This is a genomic window from Tessaracoccus yangjingae (genome assembly GCF_055326235.1).
Genome location: NZ_JBUZNN010000001.1, coordinates 184,741 through 204,397 on the forward strand (window position 1 = coordinate 184,741; position 19,657 = coordinate 204,397).

The 19,657-nt window shown below is 72.2% G+C and carries 22 protein-coding genes; 15 read left to right on the forward strand and 7 right to left on the reverse strand.

The genetic code is table 11. From position 1 onward, the window contains the following. Positions 1 to 18: 18 nt before the first annotated feature. Positions 19 to 1,704, reverse strand: a complete 1,686-nt coding sequence (locus ACZK5D_RS00835) for an ABC1 kinase family protein (protein ID WP_458994750.1) — start codon at positions 1,702 to 1,704, stop codon at positions 19 to 21. A 132-nt stretch (positions 1,705 to 1,836) separates the two neighbouring features. Here ACZK5D_RS00835 and ACZK5D_RS00840 point away from each other — a divergent pair, with 132 nt between their 5' ends. After that, the gene (locus ACZK5D_RS00840) at positions 1,837 to 2,595 is read left to right on the forward strand and encodes a HEAT repeat domain-containing protein (RefSeq protein WP_458994749.1); all 759 of its coding nucleotides are present in this window, start codon (positions 1,837 to 1,839) and stop codon (positions 2,593 to 2,595) included. On the opposite strand, the gene ACZK5D_RS00845 is transcribed toward ACZK5D_RS00840, so the two are convergent. From ACZK5D_RS00845 to ACZK5D_RS00855, 3 genes are all read right to left on the reverse strand, one after another. Further along, on the reverse strand, positions 2,547 to 3,662 hold the full coding sequence (locus ACZK5D_RS00845; RefSeq protein ID WP_463663934.1) for a HEAT repeat domain-containing protein: 1,116 nt from the start codon (positions 3,660 to 3,662) through the stop codon (positions 2,547 to 2,549). The genes ACZK5D_RS00840 and ACZK5D_RS00845 overlap by 49 nt on opposite strands. Positions 3,663 to 3,669: 7 nt before the next feature. Next, on the reverse strand, positions 3,670 to 5,052 hold the full coding sequence (radA, locus tag ACZK5D_RS00850; protein ID WP_463663935.1) for a DNA repair protein RadA: 1,383 nt from the start codon (positions 5,050 to 5,052) through the stop codon (positions 3,670 to 3,672). Between the two features lie 102 nt (positions 5,053 to 5,154). Beyond that, a complete protein-coding gene (locus tag ACZK5D_RS00855) occupies positions 5,155 to 5,790 on the reverse strand; it encodes a VOC family protein (RefSeq protein ID WP_458994746.1) in 636 nt (211 codons plus the stop codon). Positions 5,791 to 5,870: 80 nt separating this feature from the next. On the opposite strand from ACZK5D_RS00855, the gene ACZK5D_RS00860 reads away from it, so the two are divergent. The 3 genes from ACZK5D_RS00860 to ACZK5D_RS00870 are packed head-to-tail and all read left to right on the forward strand — an operon-like array spanning position 5,871 to position 8,369. Next, a complete protein-coding gene (locus ACZK5D_RS00860; protein WP_458994745.1) occupies positions 5,871 to 6,683 on the forward strand; it encodes a sugar phosphate isomerase/epimerase family protein in 813 nt (270 codons plus the stop codon). Continuing rightward, positions 6,670 to 7,578: a proline dehydrogenase family protein gene (locus ACZK5D_RS00865; RefSeq protein WP_458994744.1), complete on the forward strand. Its 909-nt coding sequence runs from the start codon at positions 6,670 to 6,672 to the stop codon at positions 7,576 to 7,578. The genes ACZK5D_RS00860 and ACZK5D_RS00865 overlap by 14 nt, the downstream gene beginning before the upstream one ends. After that, positions 7,575 to 8,369 (forward strand): CPBP family intramembrane glutamic endopeptidase, encoded by a 795-nt coding sequence (locus ACZK5D_RS00870; RefSeq protein WP_458994743.1) that lies wholly within the window; start codon positions 7,575 to 7,577, stop codon positions 8,367 to 8,369. Before ACZK5D_RS00865 ends, ACZK5D_RS00870 begins: the two co-directional genes overlap by 4 nt. 7 nt (positions 8,370 to 8,376) lie before the next feature. Here the strand turns inward: ACZK5D_RS00870 and ACZK5D_RS00875 are convergent, their stop codons facing one another. The 3 genes from ACZK5D_RS00875 to ACZK5D_RS00885 are packed head-to-tail and all read right to left on the reverse strand — an operon-like array spanning position 8,377 to position 9,712. Then, positions 8,377 to 8,745 (reverse strand): fluoride efflux transporter FluC, encoded by a 369-nt coding sequence (locus ACZK5D_RS00875; protein WP_458994742.1) that lies wholly within the window; start codon positions 8,743 to 8,745, stop codon positions 8,377 to 8,379. After that, on the reverse strand, positions 8,742 to 9,176 hold the full coding sequence (locus tag ACZK5D_RS00880; RefSeq protein WP_463663936.1) for a FluC/FEX family fluoride channel: 435 nt from the start codon (positions 9,174 to 9,176) through the stop codon (positions 8,742 to 8,744). Before ACZK5D_RS00880 ends, ACZK5D_RS00875 begins: the two co-directional genes overlap by 4 nt. Then, a complete protein-coding gene (locus ACZK5D_RS00885; protein ID WP_458994740.1) occupies positions 9,173 to 9,712 on the reverse strand; it encodes a universal stress protein in 540 nt (179 codons plus the stop codon). The genes ACZK5D_RS00880 and ACZK5D_RS00885 overlap by 4 nt, the downstream gene beginning before the upstream one ends. Before the next feature lie 116 nt (positions 9,713 to 9,828). On the opposite strand from ACZK5D_RS00885, the gene ACZK5D_RS00890 reads away from it, so the two are divergent. The 11 genes from ACZK5D_RS00890 (at position 9,829) to ACZK5D_RS00940 (ending at position 19,653) form a co-directional block, all read left to right on the forward strand. Further along, a complete protein-coding gene (locus ACZK5D_RS00890; RefSeq protein ID WP_463663937.1) occupies positions 9,829 to 10,848 on the forward strand; it encodes an aspartate-semialdehyde dehydrogenase in 1,020 nt (339 codons plus the stop codon). Continuing rightward, complete coding sequence (gene proC, locus ACZK5D_RS00895) at positions 10,845 to 11,639, forward strand: pyrroline-5-carboxylate reductase (RefSeq protein ID WP_463663938.1); 795 nt, start codon at positions 10,845 to 10,847, stop codon at positions 11,637 to 11,639. The genes ACZK5D_RS00890 and proC overlap by 4 nt, the downstream gene beginning before the upstream one ends. Positions 11,640 to 11,745: 106 nt before the next feature. After that, the gene (locus ACZK5D_RS00900; protein WP_002550589.1) at positions 11,746 to 11,847 is read left to right on the forward strand and encodes a 30S ribosomal protein bS22; all 102 of its coding nucleotides are present in this window, start codon (positions 11,746 to 11,748) and stop codon (positions 11,845 to 11,847) included. Further along, a complete protein-coding gene (locus ACZK5D_RS00905) occupies positions 11,847 to 12,146 on the forward strand; it encodes a glutaredoxin family protein (RefSeq protein WP_463663939.1) in 300 nt (99 codons plus the stop codon). The genes ACZK5D_RS00900 and ACZK5D_RS00905 overlap by 1 nt, the downstream gene beginning before the upstream one ends. Positions 12,147 to 12,162: 16 nt before the next feature. After that, positions 12,163 to 13,761, forward strand: a complete 1,599-nt coding sequence (locus ACZK5D_RS00910) for a uroporphyrinogen-III synthase (protein WP_463663940.1) — start codon at positions 12,163 to 12,165, stop codon at positions 13,759 to 13,761. A gap of 4 nt (positions 13,762 to 13,765) precedes the next feature. Beyond that, positions 13,766 to 14,428: a histidine phosphatase family protein gene (locus ACZK5D_RS00915; RefSeq protein WP_458994735.1), complete on the forward strand. Its 663-nt coding sequence runs from the start codon at positions 13,766 to 13,768 to the stop codon at positions 14,426 to 14,428. After that, positions 14,425 to 14,976 carry a TlpA family protein disulfide reductase gene (locus ACZK5D_RS00920; RefSeq protein WP_458994734.1) on the forward strand — a complete coding sequence of 184 codons (552 nt, stop codon included), beginning with the start codon at positions 14,425 to 14,427 and terminating at the stop codon, positions 14,974 to 14,976. The genes ACZK5D_RS00915 and ACZK5D_RS00920 overlap by 4 nt, the downstream gene beginning before the upstream one ends. Before the next feature lie 41 nt (positions 14,977 to 15,017). Further along, complete coding sequence (locus tag ACZK5D_RS00925; protein WP_463664181.1) at positions 15,018 to 15,728, forward strand: cytochrome c biogenesis CcdA family protein; 711 nt, start codon at positions 15,018 to 15,020, stop codon at positions 15,726 to 15,728. After that, the gene (gene resB, locus ACZK5D_RS00930) at positions 15,698 to 17,287 is read left to right on the forward strand and encodes a cytochrome c biogenesis protein ResB (RefSeq protein ID WP_463663941.1); all 1,590 of its coding nucleotides are present in this window, start codon (positions 15,698 to 15,700) and stop codon (positions 17,285 to 17,287) included. The genes ACZK5D_RS00925 and resB overlap by 31 nt, the downstream gene beginning before the upstream one ends. Next, positions 17,284 to 18,195, forward strand: a complete 912-nt coding sequence (gene ccsB, locus ACZK5D_RS00935) for a c-type cytochrome biogenesis protein CcsB (protein ID WP_458994732.1) — start codon at positions 17,284 to 17,286, stop codon at positions 18,193 to 18,195. Before resB ends, ccsB begins: the two co-directional genes overlap by 4 nt. A gap of 3 nt (positions 18,196 to 18,198) precedes the next feature. Continuing rightward, the gene (locus tag ACZK5D_RS00940; protein WP_463663942.1) at positions 18,199 to 19,653 is read left to right on the forward strand and encodes a GerMN domain-containing protein; all 1,455 of its coding nucleotides are present in this window, start codon (positions 18,199 to 18,201) and stop codon (positions 19,651 to 19,653) included. Positions 19,654 to 19,657: the final 4 nt, after the last annotated feature.

Consider the following 19,657-nt stretch of genomic DNA (forward strand, 5'->3'; position numbering starts at 1 on the left):
CCCAGGGACCAGGCCAGTCTAGGCGTGCAGGGAGCCGCCCGCGTCGTCGGAGAGGCGGGCGCGGCGGTCGCTGCGCTTGACGGTCCGCCGGACAGGGCGGTCGTGCCAGAGGATGCGTCCCACCATGAACAGTCCGCCCACGGCGGCCAGGAGGAAGAAGATCATCCCCAGCGCCGGGTAGCCCAGCAGGCGGGGGCCCACATCGGCGAACATCAGCAGCGCCGCGGCGATGGTGATCGCCGCCAGGATCAGCGCCGTCGCCAGCCTGTTGGCCACCTGCTGCAGCACCATGAGGGCGCGGCTCTCGTCGAAGGCGTCCACCTTGAGGGTGAGCTCGCCGTCGCTCAGGGCGTCCAGGAGCCGGTTGGCGCGTCGGGGCAGGCGCTCGAGGAACTCCTTGCCCTCGATGCCGCCGAGGAGCGTCTGGCCGGGGCTCGGCGTCAGCCCGGCCGCGATGATGGTGGGGAGGTTGTCCCGGATCGCCTCCACCGGGGTGAATGCGGGGTCGAGGTGCTGGGTGGCCTGGTCGAGGTTGAGCAGGGCTTTCGCCACCAGCGTCATCTCCGCCGGCGGCCGGAGCCCGTGGGCGCCGGAGATGCGCGCCAGCTGCATGAGCACCGCGCCGGCCTGGAGGTCTGCGCCCATGGAGAGCGTCGTGGACACCAGGTGGGCCACGTCGTCGCGGAAGGCGGCCGCGTCGTACTCGTCGGTGGGATGGCCCATGCCTGCGAGCACGGCCGCGGCCCCCTCGCCGTCGCCGTCGCCGATCGCGATGAGGAGCTTGACGATCGAGCTGCGCAGCCGGCCGGGCAGCCGCACCACCATGCCCACGTCCAGCAGCGCGACACGGTGGTCCGGGGTGAGGAAGAGGTTGCCCGGGTGGGGATCTGCGTGCAGGATGCCGTCGACCAGCATGGCCTTGAGCATGAACCGGAACAGCGCCGCCGCCAGGCGCGCCCCGTCGACGTCCAGCATCGTCAGCGGTCCGACGTCGGTGATCTTCCTGCCGGGAACGAACTCCAGCGTGAGCACGTCGTCGGTGGAGTAGTCGGGCACGTAGCCGGGCACCAGCAGGTCGGGCTCGTCGCCGACCAGCTCGCGGAACAGGTCGAGGTTCGCGGCCTCCTTGCGGTAGTCCAGCTCGTCTGCCATCGAGCGGCGGAACTGGGCCAGCATCCGGGCCGCGCCCAGCCTGGGGCCGACGGGGGTGTTGGCGTCGGCGAACTCCGCCAGCTCCGAGAGGGAGGCCAGGTCGCTGCGGACCCGGTCCCGTACTCCTGGCCGCAGCACCTTGACCACCACGTCGCGGCCGGAGCGCGTGACGGCCCGGTGGGCCTGCGCCAGCGAGGCGGAGGCCAGGGGCGTGTCGTCGAACTCGGAGAACAGGGTGCTGACCGGCGCCCCGAGCGACTCCTCGATCCTGGCCCTGATGTCCTCGGCCGGCACGGGGTCGACGTCGTCCTGCAGCCGGGTGAGCGCGTCGGTGTAGGCGCCCGGCAGGAGGTCCTGCCGTGTGGAGAGCAGCTGCCCGAACTTGATGAACGTGGGGCCCAACCGCTCAAGCCCGGCGGTGAAGTGCTCGGCATCCTCCTGCTCCGCTTGAGGGCGGCTCTCGCCGGGCAGCGGTGACGCGTCGGTGTTGAAGGCCTTCAGGTGCCTGATCAGCAGGCCGCCGAGCTGGGTCATCATGGCGATGTCGGGCATGGCGCTCCTTCCTTTCGGTACAGGCGCTCTTGGGTCACGGTAACCCAGCCGGTCCCGCGTTCGCTGACGGATGAGCGCCGCGAGCCGCGCGGGCTTGACCTTCACGTTGCGTCAAGGTTTACGGTCAAGGACATGACCGATGTCCAGACCCTCATCACCGCACTCACCCACACCGACGGCACCGCACGGCGCCACGCAGCCCTCGCCCTCGGCGCAGCCCGGGACCCGCAGGTTGCGCCCGCTCTCCTGGGCCGGCTGCGGACCGAGCACGATCCGCGGGTCCGAGAGGACCTCACCTGGGCGCTGGTGCAGCACGCCGACTCCGCGGAGGACGAGCTGCTCGCCATGCTGACCGACGAGGATCCCTCGCTGCGACGCACCGCCGCCCACGTGCTGAGCAAGATCGGGGACCCGGCGCACTTCGAGCACGTGCGCCCCCTGGTGGGAGACGAGCACACCGACGTGGCCATCAAGGCCTACCGCGCGGTGGCCAACACCGGCCATCCCGAGGCCGCCGAGACGCTCGCCGGGCGTCTGGGTGACGGCGACGCGCTCCAGCGTGACGCGCTGACCACCGCCATGCACGGGCTCGGCGAGGCGGCAGTCGCCCCGCTGACCAGGGCCCTGGGTGACCCGGACCCGGAGGTGCGGTCGCACGCCGCCGAGGCGCTGGGGCACCTCGGGGGCCCCGCGGCCGACCCTGCCGCGGACGCGCTCGAGCTGGCCGCGGGCGACGGCGATGCCGACGTGCGGCTGGCGGCGGTGTCCGCGCTGGGGCAGCTGACCGAAGCAGCCGACGGTGCGCTGGCCCGGCTCGAGGCCACCGGTGCCCCGGTGGTGGCTCAGGTGGCCGCGCGCTTCCGGCTGTCCAGGGAGGCCGCCGAGGCCTGACGGTCCGCGACCAGCCGCCGGGCCAGGAGCCGCGTGCGCTCGTCGGGGGAGTCCACCATCCCCTCGACCGCGCGCGCGGCTTCCGGCACGTCCAGGCCGCCGAGCGAGAGGAGAGCGGCGAACCGCACCTCCTCATCCGGGTCCGTCAGCGCCCGCGCGAGGGGAGCCGCCGCCGAGGGGTCCTGCATGAGCCCCAGCGCCTCCGCCGCGAGCGCCCGCACCGGGGCGCGCTGATCCGAGAGGGCGACGACGAGGGGCGTCACGGCGCCGTCGAGCCGGGCGAGCGAGGCCGCCACCTCGTCGCGGACCACGGGCCGGGGATCTCCCAGCGCGACGACCAGGGCCTCCAGCGCACCCGCCCCGCCCACCTGGCCCAGGCCGAACGCGGCCTTGGCGGCGACGGCGGCGTCCTCGTCAGCCAGCAGCCCCTCAAGGACCGGCACCGCGGCCGGGTCCCGCAGCTTGCCGAGCACGTGCGCCAGGGCGTGCCGGGCGCGCGAGTCGCCGGTGGCCAGCGCCGAGTCCAGCCTGCCTGCCACCCCGTCTCCCCGCTGTGTGATGGCCCAGGTGGCGGCCTCCCGCACGCCGGGCTCCGGATCGGAGCGCAGCACCTCCACGAGGTCCTCGAAGGGGGCCGACGCGTGGCCGGTCAGGGCGGCGCGGAACCGGACCGCTGGAGCCGGGTGGCGCAGCCGCTCGCTGAGCGCGATGGCGTCGAGGACCTCCTCCCAGCCCGCTTCGGCGGCCTGCTGCAACCCCCTGAGCCGGGCAAGGAGTTCCTGCTCGGCGGCGATCCGGGCCTCCACCGCCTCGGTGTGCTGCCGCAGGAGCGCGGAGGCGTCCGTGGCGGGGTCGTCTAGGGCACTGCCCACCTCGCCGAGCGACAGCCCCAGCGACTTCAGGTGCTGGATGGCCAGGAGGCGGACCAGGTCCTCATGGGAGTACAGCCGGTAGTCCCCCGACGACCGCCCGCTCGGGACCAGCAGCCCCAGCTCGTCGTAGTGCCGAAGCGTCCGCTGCGACAGGCCCGTGCGGCGGGCCACCTCCCCGATCCGCAGCGCCTCCATGACCGCCTCAGCCCTTCCCGTTGTGCAGTGCGAGCTTGACCATCGCTTCCTCCAGCGAGCCCACCTCGAGCACCCTCAGGCCCCCGAGCCGGGGGACCTTCACCGTCACGTCCCGTGAGCCCTTCGGCACCAGGGCAAGCTCGAATCCCAGCCGCGCCGCCTCGGCGAGCCGGCGCTCCACGCCGGGCACCCGCCGCAGGTCACCCGCGAGGCCCACCTCGCCCAGCGCGAGCAGGCGGCCAGGGTACTGCCAGTCCACGGCCGCCGAGGTGATCGCGATCGCGGCCGCCAGATCCACCGACGGGTCTGTGACCCTCGCCCCGCCCACGGTGGACACGTAGACGTCCTGCTGGGACAGGGGTAGGCGGACCTTCCGCTCCAGGACGGCCAGCACCATCGCGATGCGCGAGTTGTCCAGCCCGTGCGTGGTGCGCCTCGGCGACGACTGATTGGGCGACGGCGCCACGAGCGCCTGGATCTCGGCGAGCAGCGGCCTCCTGCCCTCCATGGTCACCGTGATGCACGTGCCCGGCGTGGGCTCGCTGTGCTCGGTGGTGAACAGCCCTGACGGGTCCGGCACCTCGACGATGCCCGTCTCGCTCATCTCGAAGCAGCCCACCTCGTCGGCCGGCCCGAAGCGGTTCTTCGTGGCGCGCACCATGCGGAACCCGGAGTGACGGTCCCCCTCGAAGGTCAGCACCACGTCGACGAGGTGCTCCAGCGTGCGCGGCCCGGCGATAGAGCCGTCCTTGGTGACGTGGCCGATGATGATCACCGCCATGTCCTCGCGCTTGGCCACCCTCGCCAGGGCGCCCGTCACCTCGCGCACCTGCGACGGCCCTCCCGGCGCGCCGTCGGCCTCCGCCGTGGCGATGGTCTGCACGGAGTCCACCACCAGCAGCGACGGGCGGACGGTCTCCACGTGGCCCAGCACGGTGCCCAGGTCGTTCTCGGAGGCGAGGTAGAGGCCCTCGTGGATGGCGCCGGTGCGCTCCGCCCTGAGGCGGACCTGCGACGCGGACTCCTCGCCGGAGATGTACAGCGTGGTCTGCCCGGATCTGGCCCACTTGGCCGCGACGTCGAGCAGGAGCGTCGACTTGCCAACCCCCGGCTCCCCGGCCAGCAGCACCACCGCGCCCGGCACGAGCCCCTTGCCCAGCACGCGGTCCAGCTCGGCGATGGTGGTGAGCCGGCGCTGCGCCCCGTCGGTGGGCACCTGGGTGATGGGGATCGCGGCGTCCACAGGCGCCGACGACGCCACCTGCCTCAGCTTGGGTGCGCCGCGCTCGACGACCGAGCCCCAGCTCTGGCACTCGCCGCACTTGCCGACCCACCGCACCGACGTCCAGCCGCACTCGGTGCAGTGGTACGTGTCCTGTTTCTTCGCCACGCCCGTGAGCTTAGGCGGCGCCACCGACAGGACCGCGCGCGGCCGCCGTCGGCCCATCGCGACGGGATGCCCAGCGCGGGCCTGCCGCGCAGGGAGAGATGGTCAGATGGTGACGGGGCCGTTGGCGGTCTCGAACGTGACGTTCGAGATGCCGGGGGTGCCGTGCGGGGCCACGAGGTCCAGGCGGATGCCGTCGATCTCGTCGGCCACCGGCATGGCGAGCCATTCCGAGAGGCGGTCGGCGGAGCCGGAGATCTGCAGCGACGTCAGCTTCACGTCACCCTGGAGCGCGGCAGGGCGCAACGAGTCGTCGCTCTTCCACTCCAGGAAGTACGGCAGCTGAGGATCGGCGATGAGGCCGCGGATGCCGATCTGCACCCACTCGAGCCGACGCCCGTCCGGGAAGTGACGAAGGCCGGGGACCGCGGCGCGCTCGAGGCGAGTCTCGTACGGCGCGATGTCCGGAACGCTGATCACCCAGCCCATCCATCCACCGCCCATGGCGGAGCGGGCACGGACCGCCTGCCCGAAGGCCGCCTTGTCCGCGGCCGGGTGGTCGAGCACCTCGACCACCTCGATGTAGCGCGCATCCGCCAGCGGGATGATGTGGTTGCGGGTGCCGAACCGCGGATGGAAGCCGCCGTCCTTGTAGTCAGTGCCCAGCGCCTCGGCGAGCCGGGATGCCTCAGCCTTGAGGCCGTCGGGGCCGGTCGCGAAGATCAGATGGTCGACGTGCATGGAGCCATTCTTGCCCTCATCAGGGCCAAACAACTAATCGGGCTGAGCCGCCCCGGCGTTCGGCGGGTAGGGTTGCGGTTGTGTCCACGTCGAAGGTCCTGCTGTCGACCACCTCCGTGTTTCCGGAGGCATCGGCGAGCGCATTCGAGCTCGCCGCCTCGCTCGGATACGACGGCATCGAACTGATGGTGGGCGTCGACGCCCTCTCCACCGACATCGGCGCCATCGAGAAGCTCTCCTCCTATCACGGCGTGCCCGTGCTGTCGGTGCACGCGCCTACGCTGCTCGTCACGCAGAGCACGTGGGGCTCGGACCCGTGGGACAAGCTGAGGCGCTCGGGCGAGGCCGTGCAGCAGTTCGGCGGCGACACGGTCGTGGTCCACCCCCCGTTCCGGTGGCAGAAGGAGTACGGGGCGGGGTTCGTCGCCGGGATCAAGCGCCTCAACGCAGAGACCAGCGTGAAGTTCGCCGTCGAGAACATGTATCCCTGGCGGACGCCGGCGGGGCACTTCCAGGCCTATCTTCCCGGATGGGACCCCACGTCCTACGACTACGACCATCTGACGCTGGACCTCAGCCACGCGTCCACCTCCCAGCGTCAGTCGCTGGACCTGGTCCACGCCTGGGGGGACCGGCTGGCGCACGTCCACCTCACGGACGGCCGCGGGTCCCTCAAGGACGAGCATCTGATGCCGGGCGAGGGGGACCAGGCGGCCTGGACCGTGGTCGAGGAACTGGCGGCCTCGGGCTTCGGGGGCCACATGGTGCTGGAGGTCTCGTCGCGGCGGGCGCGGTCGCGCCACGAGCGCGAGGTGCTGCTGGGCGAATCCCTGGACTCCATCCGTGCCGTGCTGGCCAAGGGTGCGGCGAGGAGAGTGGATGTCGCGTCTTAACAGTGCGGTGCGGTCGCTGATCAGGTCGCGCCGGGTGCAGTCGTCCGCCATGGCCTCGGGTGCGGCCGAGGAGTTCGCGAAGGCCTATGTCGCGGGGGAGCGCATCGACGACGCGGTCCGGGTGGTGCGCACCCTCCACGGACAAGGCCTGCTGGCCTCGCTGGCCTACCTGCCCAGCTCGGACGACGAGGCCGAGACCACAGGGGTGCTGTGCGGGGCGCTGGAGGCCCTGGGGGAGGACGCCCGCGGGGTCGAGATCTCGGTCAAGCCGTCGTCGCTGGGCCTCCGCGAGAGCGTGGAGAGCGCCCAGGCGCGGCTGGACGACCTGTGCGGCGCCACCGAGGCCCACGGGGCGAGGGTCACGCTCGAGATGCAGGGCACTGAGGACTACGACGGGGTGCTTCAGCTGTGGAGGGGCGCGCGGGAGCGGTGCGACCGGATCGGGCTCACCCTGCCGGCCGACATCCGCCGCTCCGAGCGCGAGGCGGAGCGGCTGGCGGACGGGGGAGCCCACCTGCGGGTGTGCGTCGGCTCCTATCCGGTGCCGCAGGGCGCCGGGTACCGCAGCGAGCGGGAGAAGTCGCTGGCGATGGTGCGGTGCGTGCGGCGCGCCATGGAGAACGGCGCCTACACCATGGTCGCCTCCCACGACCCGACGATCATCGCGATCGCCCAGGACCTGGCGCGCCGCAACGCCGTGGGCCGCGACGGCTTCGAGTTCCAGATGTTCTACGGCGTGCGTCCCCTGGAGCAGCGCCGGCTGAGCGACATCGGCTACCGCTCGCGCACCTACGTCCCGTTCGGGCCGGCCTGGTTCGAGTACCTGACCACGCGCATCGCGGCGCGGCCGCGCACGCTGTACAGCTACCTGCGGGCCATCTCGGACAAGCGATGACGGCCGCCACAACGCTCGCCGTCGAGCCCGCCACGCGCCGCCTCCTGCGCACCGAGATGGCCATCGTGCTGCTGCTGTCGCTCGGACAGTCGGCCGTCTACGCGCTTCTGTCGATCATCGAGAAGGTCACCCGGCCCATCCCGCTCAATCAGCAGACCACGTCGATCAACAACAGCGCGACGCCCGACCGTCCCTGGCTGGACCTTGCCTACCAGTTGGCGTGGATGACGTTCCCCCTTGTCCCCGTGGCATTGGCCCTGTACCTGCTCGCCACGCAGCATCGGCCTGCCGAGGGGCCTTGGCGGGTGATGGGCTTCGACCTCCGGCGCCCCGGCTCCGACCTGGCCTGGGGCTTCGGCGTGTTCGCCGTGATCGGGGTGGCGGGCCTGGCGTTCTACCTGTTCGCCGTCGAGATCGGGATCAACACCCAGGTCAGCACGGCCAACCTGGCCGCCAACTGGTGGACCGTGCCGGTGCTGGTCCTGCGCGCCGTGATGAACGGCGTGCTGGAGGAGGTGCTGATGATCGGCTACCTCTTCACCCGGTGGGCCCAGACGGGCGGGCGGATGTGGGTGATCCTGGTGGCCAGCGCGGTCATCCGAGGCGGATACCACCTGTACCAGGGGTTCGGCGGCTTCGTCGGCAACCTCGTCATGGGCTTGGCGTTCGGCTGGCTGTACCTGAGGATCAAGCGGGTGATGCCGCTGGTGATCACGCATTCGCTGCTGGACATCGTCGCGTTCGTCGGCGCACCGCTGCTGCCGGTGCTGCTGTCCGCGCTCGGTCGCTGACCCAGGGTCAGGGCAACGCCAGGCCGAGCGCGACGCCGAGGGAGGCGGCCGCCAGGCCCAGGACGAGCATCATCACGGCCAGCCCCGCTGCTGCCAGGGGGCGCTCCGCCCGGACCAGCCGCACCAGCTCGACGCTCGCGGTGCTGAACGTGGTGAACCCGCCCAGGAAGCCCACCCCCGCGACCGCGGCCACGCCGGCCGGGCCGCCGTCGGCCACCCACCCGGTCACCGCCCCGAGCAGGAACGAGCCGAGGACGTTGATCACCAGTGTCGCGGTGGGGAGGGTCCGGGGCAGGCGGGACGTCAGGACCCCGTCGGCGACGAAGCGGGAGGCGGCGCCCAGACCGCCCGCGAGCGCCACCCAGACCGGAATCACGTCCGCCTCGCGGAGGCCACCAGGCGGTACACCAGGGTCATCGCGGCGAGCGCGGCGACGAAGCCCGCCGCGAGGGACGCGACGGCGTAGGCCGCGGCGAGGACCAGGTCGCCGGCCCTCCCCAGGGCAAGGGTCTCGAGGACGAAGGTGCTGTAGGTGGTGTAGCCGCCGAGCAGGCCGGTGCCCAGCGTCAGCTGCAGCGCACGGCGGCGGCCCCCCTCGGCCGGCACCAGGGTCAGCGATTCCAGCAGCGCGCCGAGGATGAGGGCCCCCGTGACGTTGATCGCGAACGTGGCCCAGGGGAACTCGCCGGGCGAGGCGCCGAAGGCGGACTCGATGGCGTGCCTGAGCGCGGTCCCGGCCGCGCCGCCGAGGGCGACCATGCCGATGAGCGACGGGCGCAGGTAGGCGGGCGGGGGAGCGGGGCTCACCTCCATTCCAACGGCGTCTTCCAGTCCACCACCGAGGTGGGCACCACGAGCACCGGCCGGTGCTGGTGGTGGGCCAGGTGGGTGCCGACGGCCGCGTCCAGGAGGCCGTGGAACCGCCCGCTGCGCCCCGGCCGCCCCGTCCCGACGACGATCACGGCCGCGTCGACGGCGCGCGCCAGGTGCGTCAGCGCGCGATCCGCCCGCCCCGCCAGGTAGCGGAACTCCCAGGTCACGTCCGAGCCGGCCAACGCCTGCCCGATGGCCGCGACGATCCCGGCCTGCCGCTGACGCCACTCCTCGTCGTCGGACAGGTCCGGGTCCATGTCGCTGTGCTCGACGCTGCCGTCGGGGAACTCGCGCTCGACGACGCGACCGGGATCCGCGTAGGCGCAGAACAGGGTGCCCCCCTGGGCGCGGGCCAGCTCGGCCGCGGTCAGCAGGACGACGTCGGGCTGCTCGGCGGTGACCCCGACGACGACCGCGTGGCCCGCGAACGGCGTGATGCGTGAGGGGTGGGGTTGTGGGACCTGGGTCATCGTCGGCCTTCCGCTCGTCGGGGACGCTTGAACATTACCCATCGGCGTCCCCGCGCAGGCGGGCCGCATGGACAAGGGAGGTGGGGGTCGGGCGCGGGCGTCGTAGACTTCCGCCCATGCGTGTTGGAGTATTCGGCGCGACCGGACAGGTGGGCGGCGTCATGCGTCGCCTCCTCGAGGAGCGCTTTTTCCCGGTTGACCAGATCCGCTACTTCGCCTCCGCGAGGTCGGCGGGAAAGGTGCTGCCCTGGGGCGGGACGGACGTGGTGGTGGAGGACATCGAGACGGCGGACTTCGCCGGCCTCGACGTGGCCCTCTTCTCGGCCGGCGGATCGACGTCGAAGCTGTGGGCCCCGCGTGTCGCGGAGGCCGGCGCCACCGTCGTGGACAACTCCTCCGCGTGGCGGATGGACGACCGGGTCCCGCTGGTGGTCTCCGAGGTGAACCCGGGGGACGTGGCGAAGGCGGAGCTCGGCATCGTCGCCAACCCCAACTGCACCACCATGGCCGCCATGCCGGTCCTCAAGCCGCTGCACGACCTGGCCGGGCTCGAGGCGCTGCAGGTCACCACCTTCCAGGCCGTGTCCGGGTCCGGCGTCAAGGGAGTCGAGGCCCTGGCCTCCCAGCTGGGCCAGGTCGAGGACCCCCGCGCCCTGGCGCTCGACGGCTCGGTCTTCCAGCCCACCGACACCGCCCCCTACGTCGCGCCCATCGCCTTCAACGTGGTGCCGCTGGCCGGCAACCTCGTCGACGACGGGGAGGGCGAGACGGACGAGGAGAAGAAGCTGCGCAACGAGTCGCGCAAGATCCTCCACATCCCCGGGCTCCTCGTCGCGGGCACCTGCGTGCGAGTCCCCGTGTTCTCCGGGCACTCGCTGTCCGTCCACGCCCGGTTCGCCGGCGACATCACGCCGGAGGAGGCCCGGGCCGCGCTGGCCGGCGCGCCGGGCGTCCGGCTGGTGGACGTGCCAACGCCGCTGGAGGCGGCCGGGGCGGATCCTTCGCTGGTGGGGCGGATCCGCCAGGACCGCAGCGTCGAGGGCAACCGCGGGCTGGTGCTGTTCATCAGCAACGACAACCTGCGCAAGGGTGCCGCCCTCAACGCCATCCAGATCGCGGAGCTGCTGATCCCATGAGGATCGCCCTGATCGGAGCCGGCGCCATGGGCGAGGCCCTCCTCGCGGGCTGGCTCGCGGCCGGGCACCCCGCGCACGAGCTCAGCATCGTCGAGCCCTCCCGGGAGCGCTCCGACGCCATCCGCGCCCGCCACGGCGTCCGGGCCGTCCAGACGGCGCAGGCCGCCACGGCCGATGTCGTGGTGCTCGCCGTCAAGCCCCACCAGATCGACGGCGTGCTGGCCGAGTTGTCGGCGTGCCTGGGTGCCTCGTCGGCCCCCCTGGTGGTCTCCATCGCCGCCGGCACCCCGATCGCGCAGCTCGAGGCGGGCCTGCCGCCCGGCGCCGCCGTGGTCCGGGTCATGCCCAACACCCCCGCCCTGGTGGGCAAGGGGATGGCGGGCGTCGTGCCGGGCACCACCGCCTCGGCGGACCAGGTGGCAATGGTCACGGGCCTGATGGACGCCGTCGGGCGCAGCATCGTGATCCCCGAGAAGCAGATCGACGCGCTCACCGCGGTCTCAGGCTCAGGCCCGGCCTACCTCTTCTACGTGGCCGACGCGATGATCGAGGCCGGGGTGCACCAGGGCCTGACGCGCGGGGAGGCCACGGACCTGGTGGTGCAGACCTTCGTGGGCTCGGCCGCCCTCCTGGCCACCGGCGCACGGGCCTCGGAGCTGCGCGAGCAGGTCACCTCGCCGGCCGGAACCACCGCCGCCGCGCTCCGGGTCCTGGACGAGCGCGGGGTCCGCGCGGCGTTCCTCGCGGCCATGGAGGCATGCGCCGAGCGCGGCCGGGCCATGGCCCTCTGAGTGGGGATTGGTCGATCCTCCCCAGGAACAGTTAAGATTCAGAGTCTGGCCCAGCGCGGTCAGACACATTGAACCACCCGGATCATCCGGTTAGGAAAGGCGAACAGTGGGCTCTGTCATCAAGAAGCGTCGCAAGCGTATGGCCAAGAAGAAGCACCGCAAGCTGCTGAAGAAGACGCGCATCCAGCGTCGTCGCGCCGGCAAGTAGTGGCACCACCCTCGCGGGTACTGCTGCTCACCCGCTCCGGATGCCACCTCTGCGTGGACGCCGAGGCGGTCGTGCGCAGCGCCTGCGAGGACCTCGGGGTGCACTGGCGCACGGTGGACGTCGACTCAGACGAGACCCTCCGTGCCAGATTCACCGACCACGTGCCCGTCACCTTCGTGGACCAGCGGCTGCTCAGCTATTGGTTCGTCGACGACGGCGCGCTCCGTGGGACGTTGAGCGGCCAGGCCCCCCGGGACATGCCAGCCGATTGGATCCCGTCGCTCGTCGACCAGCCCTGAACGGATACAGATCGCAGTGACCGACTCCCTGGAACCGACTTCACCGGCCACACCGCCGGAGTTCGAGCCGACCGGTGGGTCCGTCACGTTCGTGGGGTCCGGCCCGGCTGATCTCGGGCTCCTCACGCTCTCAGGGTCGCGGGCGATGCGCTTCGCGGACCTCCTCATCGTGGACCCGACGGCGGACGTCGAGCAGGTCCGGGCCCTCGCCCCCGCGCACGCCGAGGTGAGGATCGCCGGCGGGGACGACGAGGTGGCAGAGATCCTCGGCGCCGTCGCCCGTGGCCGTCGCGTGGTCCGCCTGCACTCGGGGGACTACTTCACCGACGCGGACTCCGCCGGTGTGCTGCCCGATGTGCTGACCGAGGCCGGCATCCGGGCCAACGTGGTGCCCGGGGTCAACCGCTGGAGCGCGGCCCTGTCCTTCGGCGGGGTGTCCGCGACGGCGGCGTTCGCGGCGTTGGACGCCAAGGTCCACGTGCCGGACATCGAGTCATGGCCCTCTGCGGACACCCTGGTGGTGCGCGCCGCAGGGAACCTGGCGCGCGAGGTGGCCGCCCAGGCCGCCATCCGCTACGGCCGCGACGGCCAGTGCCTCAGCCTCGTGGGCGTCGGCACCACCTCCCAGGTCAGCGAGGTCCTCACCTGGGGCGAGATCGACGACGTCGACGCCCCGGAGTGCTACTTCATCGTCGGCCCGGGCATCGAGGACGTCCGTCGTCAGCGCTACGCCTGGTTCGAGGGCAAGCCGCTGTTCGACTGGCGGGTCATCGCCCCGCGCACCAAGGACGACCTGAGCTCCCTGATCGAGGAGCTGGCGCACTACGGGGCGGGCACCGAGCTGGTGGCCACCATGTCGATCGAGCCGCCGCGCACGGAGCAGGGCATGGAGAAGGCCGTCCGCGGCCTCGTCGACGGGCGCTACCTGTGGCTGGTGCTGACCTCCCCGCACGCCGTGGCCGCAATCGCCGAACGGCTGACCGAGTACGGGCTGGACTCGCGGGCCCTCTCGGGGATCAGCCTGGCGGCCGTGGGCCGCGGCACCATCGAGGCGCTGGCGCGGCTGGGCCTCGTCGCGGACCTGACGCCCGTGGTCGAGAACACCACAGGGGCCCTCGCCACCGAGTTCCCCGCCTACGACGACCTCATCGACCCGCTCAACCGCGTGCTCGTGCCGTCCGCCGACGTGTCGGTCGAGCCCCTTCTCGTGGGCCTCAGCCGCCTCGGCTGGGAGGTGGAGGAGGTCACCGCGTACCGCACGGTCCGCGCCGCGCCGCCGCCCCCGGAGGTCCGCGACGACATCAAGACCGGCATGTACGACGCCGTCGTGTTCACCTCCGCCACGGCGGTGCGCAACATGATCGGCATCGCGGGCAAGCCGCACCCGGCCACCGTGGTCGCGGCCATCGGGCCGGCCACGGCCGCCGCCTGCGAGATGCACGGGCTTCGGGTGGACGTCATCGCGGACGCGCCCACCTTCGAGTCGCTGGCCGAGGCCCTCGCCCGCTTCGCGGACCGCCGCAGGGCGGACCAGGTGGCCGCCGGCCTCCCCGTGACCAAGCCGTCGCAGCGCAAGCGCCGGAAGCGCCGCAAGGCAGTTGCCCCGGCAGACTAGGGTGATGAGCGTGACAGAGGCGACGAAGGTGCACGTCATGCGGCACGGCCAGGTGGAGAACCCCGGCGGTGTCCTTTACGGCCGGCTTCCCGGCTTCGGGCTCTCCGAGCTGGGGCAACGGATGGCCCAGCGGATGGCCACCTACTGGCGGGACGTCCCGCTGACCCACCTCCGCTGCTCGCCGTTGCAGCGGGCCCAGGAGACGATGGCCCCCACTGCCGCGCTGTTCTCCGATCTCGAGATCACCACCGACGACCGGGTGATCGAGGCTGACAACAGGTTCGAGGGCATGGTGTTCGGGAAGGACAACCGGGCGCTGCGCGACCCACGGATGTTCTGGCACATGCGCAACCCCCTGCAGCCCAGCTGGGGCGAGCCGTACAAGGACGTGGCGGCCAGGATGCGTGCCGCCATCCAGGACGCGGCCGCCGCCGCCGGCCCCGGTGGGCAGGCGCTCGTCGTCAGCCACCAGCTGCCCATCTGGATCGCCCGCAGCGACGCGGAGGGTCGGCCGCTGGTCCACGACCCGCGCCGCCGCCAGTGCACCCTGTGTTCGGTCACCAGCTTCACCCTGCGCGACGGCCAGGTGACGGCCGTGGACTACGCCGAGCCGGTCGCCGATCTCCTTCCCGCCGTTCGCAACCGGCGGTTCAAGGTCGGCACGTGAGGCTGCTGCTCGCGGCCTCCGCATCACTCCTGCTGCTGGCGGGCTGCGGTGCGCAGGCAGGGTCCGACGGCGTCGGGTTCGAGGGCGGGGACGGCACCGTCACGATCGTGCCGGCGGCCGAACGCCAACCGGCCCCCACGCTCAGCGGCGCCGCCCTCAACGGGGACCAGGTCTCGACGGCGGACCACGCGGGGAGGATCGTGGTGGTCAACGTGTGGGGCTCCTGGTGCGCCCCCTGCCGCGCAGAGGCCCCGGAGCTCGTCGAGGCCCACCGGGAGCTGGGCGAGGATGTGGCCTTCCTCGGCGTCAACACCAGGGACCTCGACGTGGCCCCCGCGCAGGCGTTCGAGCGGGCGTTCGGCCTCACCTACCCCAGCATCTTCGACCCCGACGGCAGGCTGCTCCTGGGCTTCGGCCAGCTGCCGCCCAAGGCCATCCCCAGCACCGTCGTGATCGACGCCGACGGCAGGGTGGCCGCCCGGGTGCTCGGCACCGTCGACGCGTCCACGCTCAGCGGCATCGTCTCCGACGTGGCGGCCGGCTCGTGATCCTGCTCGAGTCCTGGGCGGGGCAGGCCCTGACCTCCTCCATGCTCGTGGCCATCCCCGTCGCGATGCTGGCCGGCCTGGTGTCGTTCCTCTCGCCCTGCGTGCTGCCCCTGCTGCCCGGCTACCTGTCCTACGCGTCGGGGCTCGGGTCTGCGCAGATCACCGACGGCAGCGCCTCCAAGCGCCTGCTCGTGGGCGGGACGCTGGGATTCATCCTCGGCTTCTCCGTGGTGTTCGTGCTCACCGGGGCGCTGCTCGGCGGCATCGGGGCGGCGCTGCTGACCAACGCGCGCCTCATCACCGTCGTCCTGGGCCTCGTCATCCTCGTGCTGGGGGCCGGCTTCGCCGGCTGGCTGCCCGTCCCGTCCGGGTGGCGCCCGGCCGTCGCGCCCCGCCTCGGCGTCTGGGCATCGCCCCTGCTCGGCATGGTGTTCGGGCTCGGCTGGACGCCCTGTATCGGTCCGGCCCTGTCCGTGGTGCTGACGCTTGCCCTCAACGAGGGCTCGGCGACGCGTGGGGGGATCCTCGCGTTCGCCTACGCCCTCGGACTCGGCCTGCCGTTCCTCGCGTTCGCCGTCGCGTTCACCGCGCTGGCGCCCCGCTTCGACTGGCTGAAGCGCCACGGGCTGCTGCTCCAGCGCATCGGCGGCGTGTCGATGATGCTGGTGGGGCTGGCCATGGTGATCGGGTGGTGGGACGCCCTCATCGCGGTGCTGCGCCAATGGGCCGCCGACTACGGGACCATCCTGTGACGACGGACTCGGGGCGCGCGCTCGGCCCCATGCAGCTGCTGCGCTGGGCCTGGGGCCAGCTGACCTCCATGCGCACCGCCCTGATGCTGCTCTTCCTGCTGGCGCTCGCGACGGTGCCTGGCTCGATGATCCCGCAGCAGAGCATCTCGCCCATCTCGGTGCTGGACTTCAAGCGCGACAACCCGTTCTGGGACTCGATCTTCGAGCCGCTCGGCTTCTACGACGTGTACACCTCGCCCGCCTTCTCGGCGGTCTACCTGCTGCTGTTCGTCTCGCTCATCGGCTGCATCCTGCCCCGCATCTCCAAGTACCTGGGCGCCGTCAGGAAGCCGCCGCCGCCCCTGCCCGCCCGCATCGAGCGGCTCCCGGCCGTGGCCCGCGGCGCCGTCGACGGGGCTCAGGCAGACCCGCTCGCCGCCGCGGAGGCGTGGCTGCGGTCCAGGCGCTACCGGACCCGGCGGTCCGCCGACGGCGTCTCGGCCGAGCGGGGCTATGCCCGCGAGGCGGGCAACCTCGTCTTCCACATCTCGCTGATCGCCATGCTGATCGGCATGGCCTGGTCCAACCTCTGGGGGTTCCACGGCACCGTCGTCGTCGTCGAGGGCCGCGGCTTCGCCAACGTGATCACGCAGTACGACGACTTCACCTCCGGATCGCTCGTCGACACGGACTCCCTGGAGGCGTTCGCCGTCGGGATCGACGAGTTCCGCGCCTCGTTCGAGACCGGCGAGGTGCAGCGCGGGGCGGCCCGCCAGTTCGACGCGGACGTGACCCTCACCGACGCCGCCGGGACGCGGGCGGCGCTGCTCACCGTCAACGAGCCACTGATCACCGACGGCGGCACGCAGATCAACCTCATCGGCCACGGCTACGCACCCCTCTTCACGGTCACCGACGGCAACGGCGACGTCGCCTACAGCGGCCCCGTGGTATTCCTGCCCCAGGACGGCAACTTCTCCTCGGTGGGCGTCGTCAAGGCCCCCGACGCGCGCCCCGACCGCCTCGCCTTCGAGGCGTTCTTCTTCCCGACGGCGGTGCTGGACGAGACCGGCCCCCACTCGGTGTTCCCGGACGCGCTGAACCCCGAGGTCTACCTCAACGCGTGGTCGGGACCGCCCGCGGAGGAGACCGGGATACCCTCCAGCGTCTACACCCTCGACACGGCCGGCCTCACGCCCGTCCCGGGCGACGACGGCCAGGTACTGCGGGCCAGGATGCTGCCGGGCGCCGGCTTCACCCTGCCGGACGGGCTCGGCTCGATCAGCTTCGACGGCTACCAGAGGTGGGTGAAGCTGCAGGTCAGCCAGACCCCGGGCAACACCATGACGCTGATCTCGCTGTTGCTCGGCGTCGCCGGGCTGTGCGTCTCCCTCTTCGTGCGGCCGCGGCGTCTCTTCGTCAGGATCGCCGACGGTGAGGCCGTCGCGGGGGGCCTCGACAGGGCAGACGCCGCCACCGGACTCGACGACGAGGTTGCCGCGCTGTTGGCCTCGGTGGCGGTTCCTGGGCACAATGGGGGCGCGCCGGCCCAGGAGATGAAGGAGGGACCCCAGACGTGACGCTGTCCGAATGGTCCTACACCGCGATCGTGGTCGCGGCCGTTGGCTACCTCGTGGCCTTCGGGCTGCATGCCCTGGAATGGTCGTCCGCCAGGGGGCTCGCCTCGGTCCGGCCGGACGACGGCTCGGAGGACAGGCAGCGGATCCGCGTGGACCTGTGGGGCCGCCTCGCGGTGGCCGCGACCCTCGTCTCGGCGGTGGTGCATGTGGCCGGGGTGGTGCTGCGGGGCGTCTCGGCCCAGCGCCCCCCGTGGGGCAACATGTACGAGTTCATCACGTCGGCGCTGGCGTTCGCCGCCATCATCTACCTCGTCGGCGTGGCGAGATTCGGGATGCGGTGGCTGGGCCTCGGCCTGACCCTCCTGTTCACCGTGGGCCTGGGCCTGGCCGTGACCGAGTTCTACGTGGAGGTGGCGCCTCTGGTGCCGGCCCTCCACAGCGTGTGGTTCATCATCCACATCGTCGCGGCCGCCATCTCCGGCGCGGCCTTCAACGTCGGGGCCGTCACGGCCGCCCTCTTCCTGATCCGTGACTCGGCGGAGCGCCGCGCCGCGGCCCGCGGCACCGTGATCGACGGCTACCTGGCCAAGGTCCCTCCCGCGAAGACGCTGGACCTCATCTCCTACCGGCTCCACGCGTTCGCGGTGCCGCTGTGGACCTTCACCATCGCCGCCGGCGCCATCTGGGCGCAGTACGCCTGGGGCCGGTTCTGGAACTGGGACCCCAAGGAGACCTGGTCCTTCATCACCTGGATCGTCTACGTGGCCTACCTCCACGCGCGGGCCACTGCCGGGTGGCGGGGCCGCCCCGTCGCGATCATCGCGCTGGTCGGCGTGGTGACCTTCTGGTTCAACTTCATCGGCGTCAACCTGCTGTTCAGCGGCCTCCACTCCTACGCGGGCATCTGAGCGGTGGCAGCCGAGGAGGCGCCGGACTGGCTGGTCCGGCTGTACGAGGAGCAGGGGGGCACCCTGCACCGGCTGGTCGTGCTCCTCGGCGCTGAGGAGCAGTCCGGCCGCATCGTCCGCAGCGCGCTCCTCGCGCTGCACCGGCGGGGCCATCGCCTGATCGACCCGGCGGAGCGCGTGGAGTTCCTGCACGAGCATGTGGTCCACCTCGCCAGGGCCGTGCGGCCCGCCCAGGCCGCCATCACGATGCCTGAGGTGCCGGAGTCGCGCCAGAGGGAGATCCTGACCGCGGTCTCCTCCCTCCCGCCGCGCACCGCCGAGCTGATCATCGTCAGCCACTACCTCTCGGTCTTCGGCCCCGAGCTGGCGGCCATCATGCGGATGTCCGTCAGAGGCTGCAACCAGAGGCTCGAGGTGGCGCTCGAGGCGCTGCGCCGTCGGGTGGGCGCGCCGACGCCGGGGAGCCTCCCCGGGGTCCTGGAGTCGCTCTCCCAGGAGGTGACCGCCGCGCTGCGCTCGGCCGCCCGGCTGGTCCAGGCCCCCGGCACGGAGACACTGGAGGGGGAGCTGCTCAACCTCACCGCCCGTCGGTCCGGAAGCCTCAGGCCCCGGATGGTGGCGCTCATCACCGTCGTGGCGGTCGTGGCCGGCCTCGGGCTGGCCGCGCTGACCCGCCCGACGGCCGCCACGCCGGATTCGGCCACGCAGGGCCCCACCGCGGCGCCGACGATCATCGCCGCGAAGTCGCTGCCTGCGCAGGTGCGCGGCATCCCGCTCTACTACGTGAGCAGGCAGGACGGCCGGTTGTACCGCGAACTGCGCGACCTCCCGGCCACCACCGATCTGGTCCAGGGGGCGTTGGACGCGGTGCTCTCGCTCGCCCCGCTGGACCCGGACTACAAGTCGGCCTGGGGGCCGGGCACGCTCAACGGCATCGAGACCTCCGATGACACGCTCACCGTAGACCTCTCCTCGGAGGCCTACGCCGACCTCACCACCGCCTCCCTGGCGGCGCAGGCGCGCAACCAGGTGGTCTACACGGCGTCGGAGATCATCGGCAACCCCGACCTGCGGGTCCTTTTCCTGTCCGACGGCGGACCGCCCCCGGCGGACTTCATCAGCGAGACCGGGTTCACCCGCGAGGGGCTGACCCCGATGCCCGCCCTGTGGATCGACTCGCCCAAGAACGCGGCGCAGCTCCCGGCCGGCCAGGTGGTGATCATCGGCACCGTGAAGCCGGACGTGGGTGAGCCCATCGTCCGCATCACCGACATCGACACCGACGTCGTCGTGGCCGAGACCTCGGCGCAGACGTCGACGGGCCTCAACGCCGAGGGCTGGCGCGTGTGGTCCGTGAGCGTGCCGCTCGAGCCCGGCAGTTACGACGTGCGCGCCAGCGTCACCGGGGGAACCCCGCCGACGACCTCCTCGGAGAACAAGTCCATCCAGGTGGGCTGAGACC

Excerpts from the sequence above, each read along its gene's own strand:
- ACZK5D_RS00840 (WP_458994749.1), top strand. The coding sequence starts at position 1,837 with ATGACCGATGTCCAGACCCTCATCACCGCACTCACCCACACCGACGGC.
- proC (WP_463663938.1), top strand. The coding sequence starts at position 10,845 with ATGAGGATCGCCCTGATCGGAGCCGGCGCCATGGGCGAGGCCCTCCTC.
- ACZK5D_RS00890 (WP_463663937.1), top strand. The coding sequence starts at position 9,829 with ATGCGTGTTGGAGTATTCGGCGCGACCGGACAGGTGGGCGGCGTCATG.
- ACZK5D_RS00855 (WP_458994746.1), bottom strand. The coding sequence starts at position 5,790 with ATGCACGTCGACCATCTGATCTTCGCGACCGGCCCCGACGGCCTCAAG.
- ACZK5D_RS00865 (WP_458994744.1), top strand. The coding sequence starts at position 6,670 with ATGTCGCGTCTTAACAGTGCGGTGCGGTCGCTGATCAGGTCGCGCCGG.
- ACZK5D_RS00925 (WP_463664181.1), top strand. The coding sequence starts at position 15,018 with ATGCTCGTGGCCATCCCCGTCGCGATGCTGGCCGGCCTGGTGTCGTTC.
- ACZK5D_RS00885 (WP_458994740.1), bottom strand. The coding sequence starts at position 9,712 with ATGACCCAGGTCCCACAACCCCACCCCTCACGCATCACGCCGTTCGCG.
- ACZK5D_RS00915 (WP_458994735.1), top strand. The coding sequence starts at position 13,766 with ATGAGCGTGACAGAGGCGACGAAGGTGCACGTCATGCGGCACGGCCAG.
- ACZK5D_RS00835 (WP_458994750.1), bottom strand. The coding sequence starts at position 1,704 with ATGCCCGACATCGCCATGATGACCCAGCTCGGCGGCCTGCTGATCAGG.
- resB (WP_463663941.1), top strand. The coding sequence starts at position 15,698 with ATGGGCCGCCGACTACGGGACCATCCTGTGACGACGGACTCGGGGCGC.
- ACZK5D_RS00870 (WP_458994743.1), top strand. The coding sequence starts at position 7,575 with ATGACGGCCGCCACAACGCTCGCCGTCGAGCCCGCCACGCGCCGCCTC.
- ACZK5D_RS00845 (WP_463663934.1), bottom strand. The coding sequence starts at position 3,662 with ATGGAGGCGCTGCGGATCGGGGAGGTGGCCCGCCGCACGGGCCTGTCG.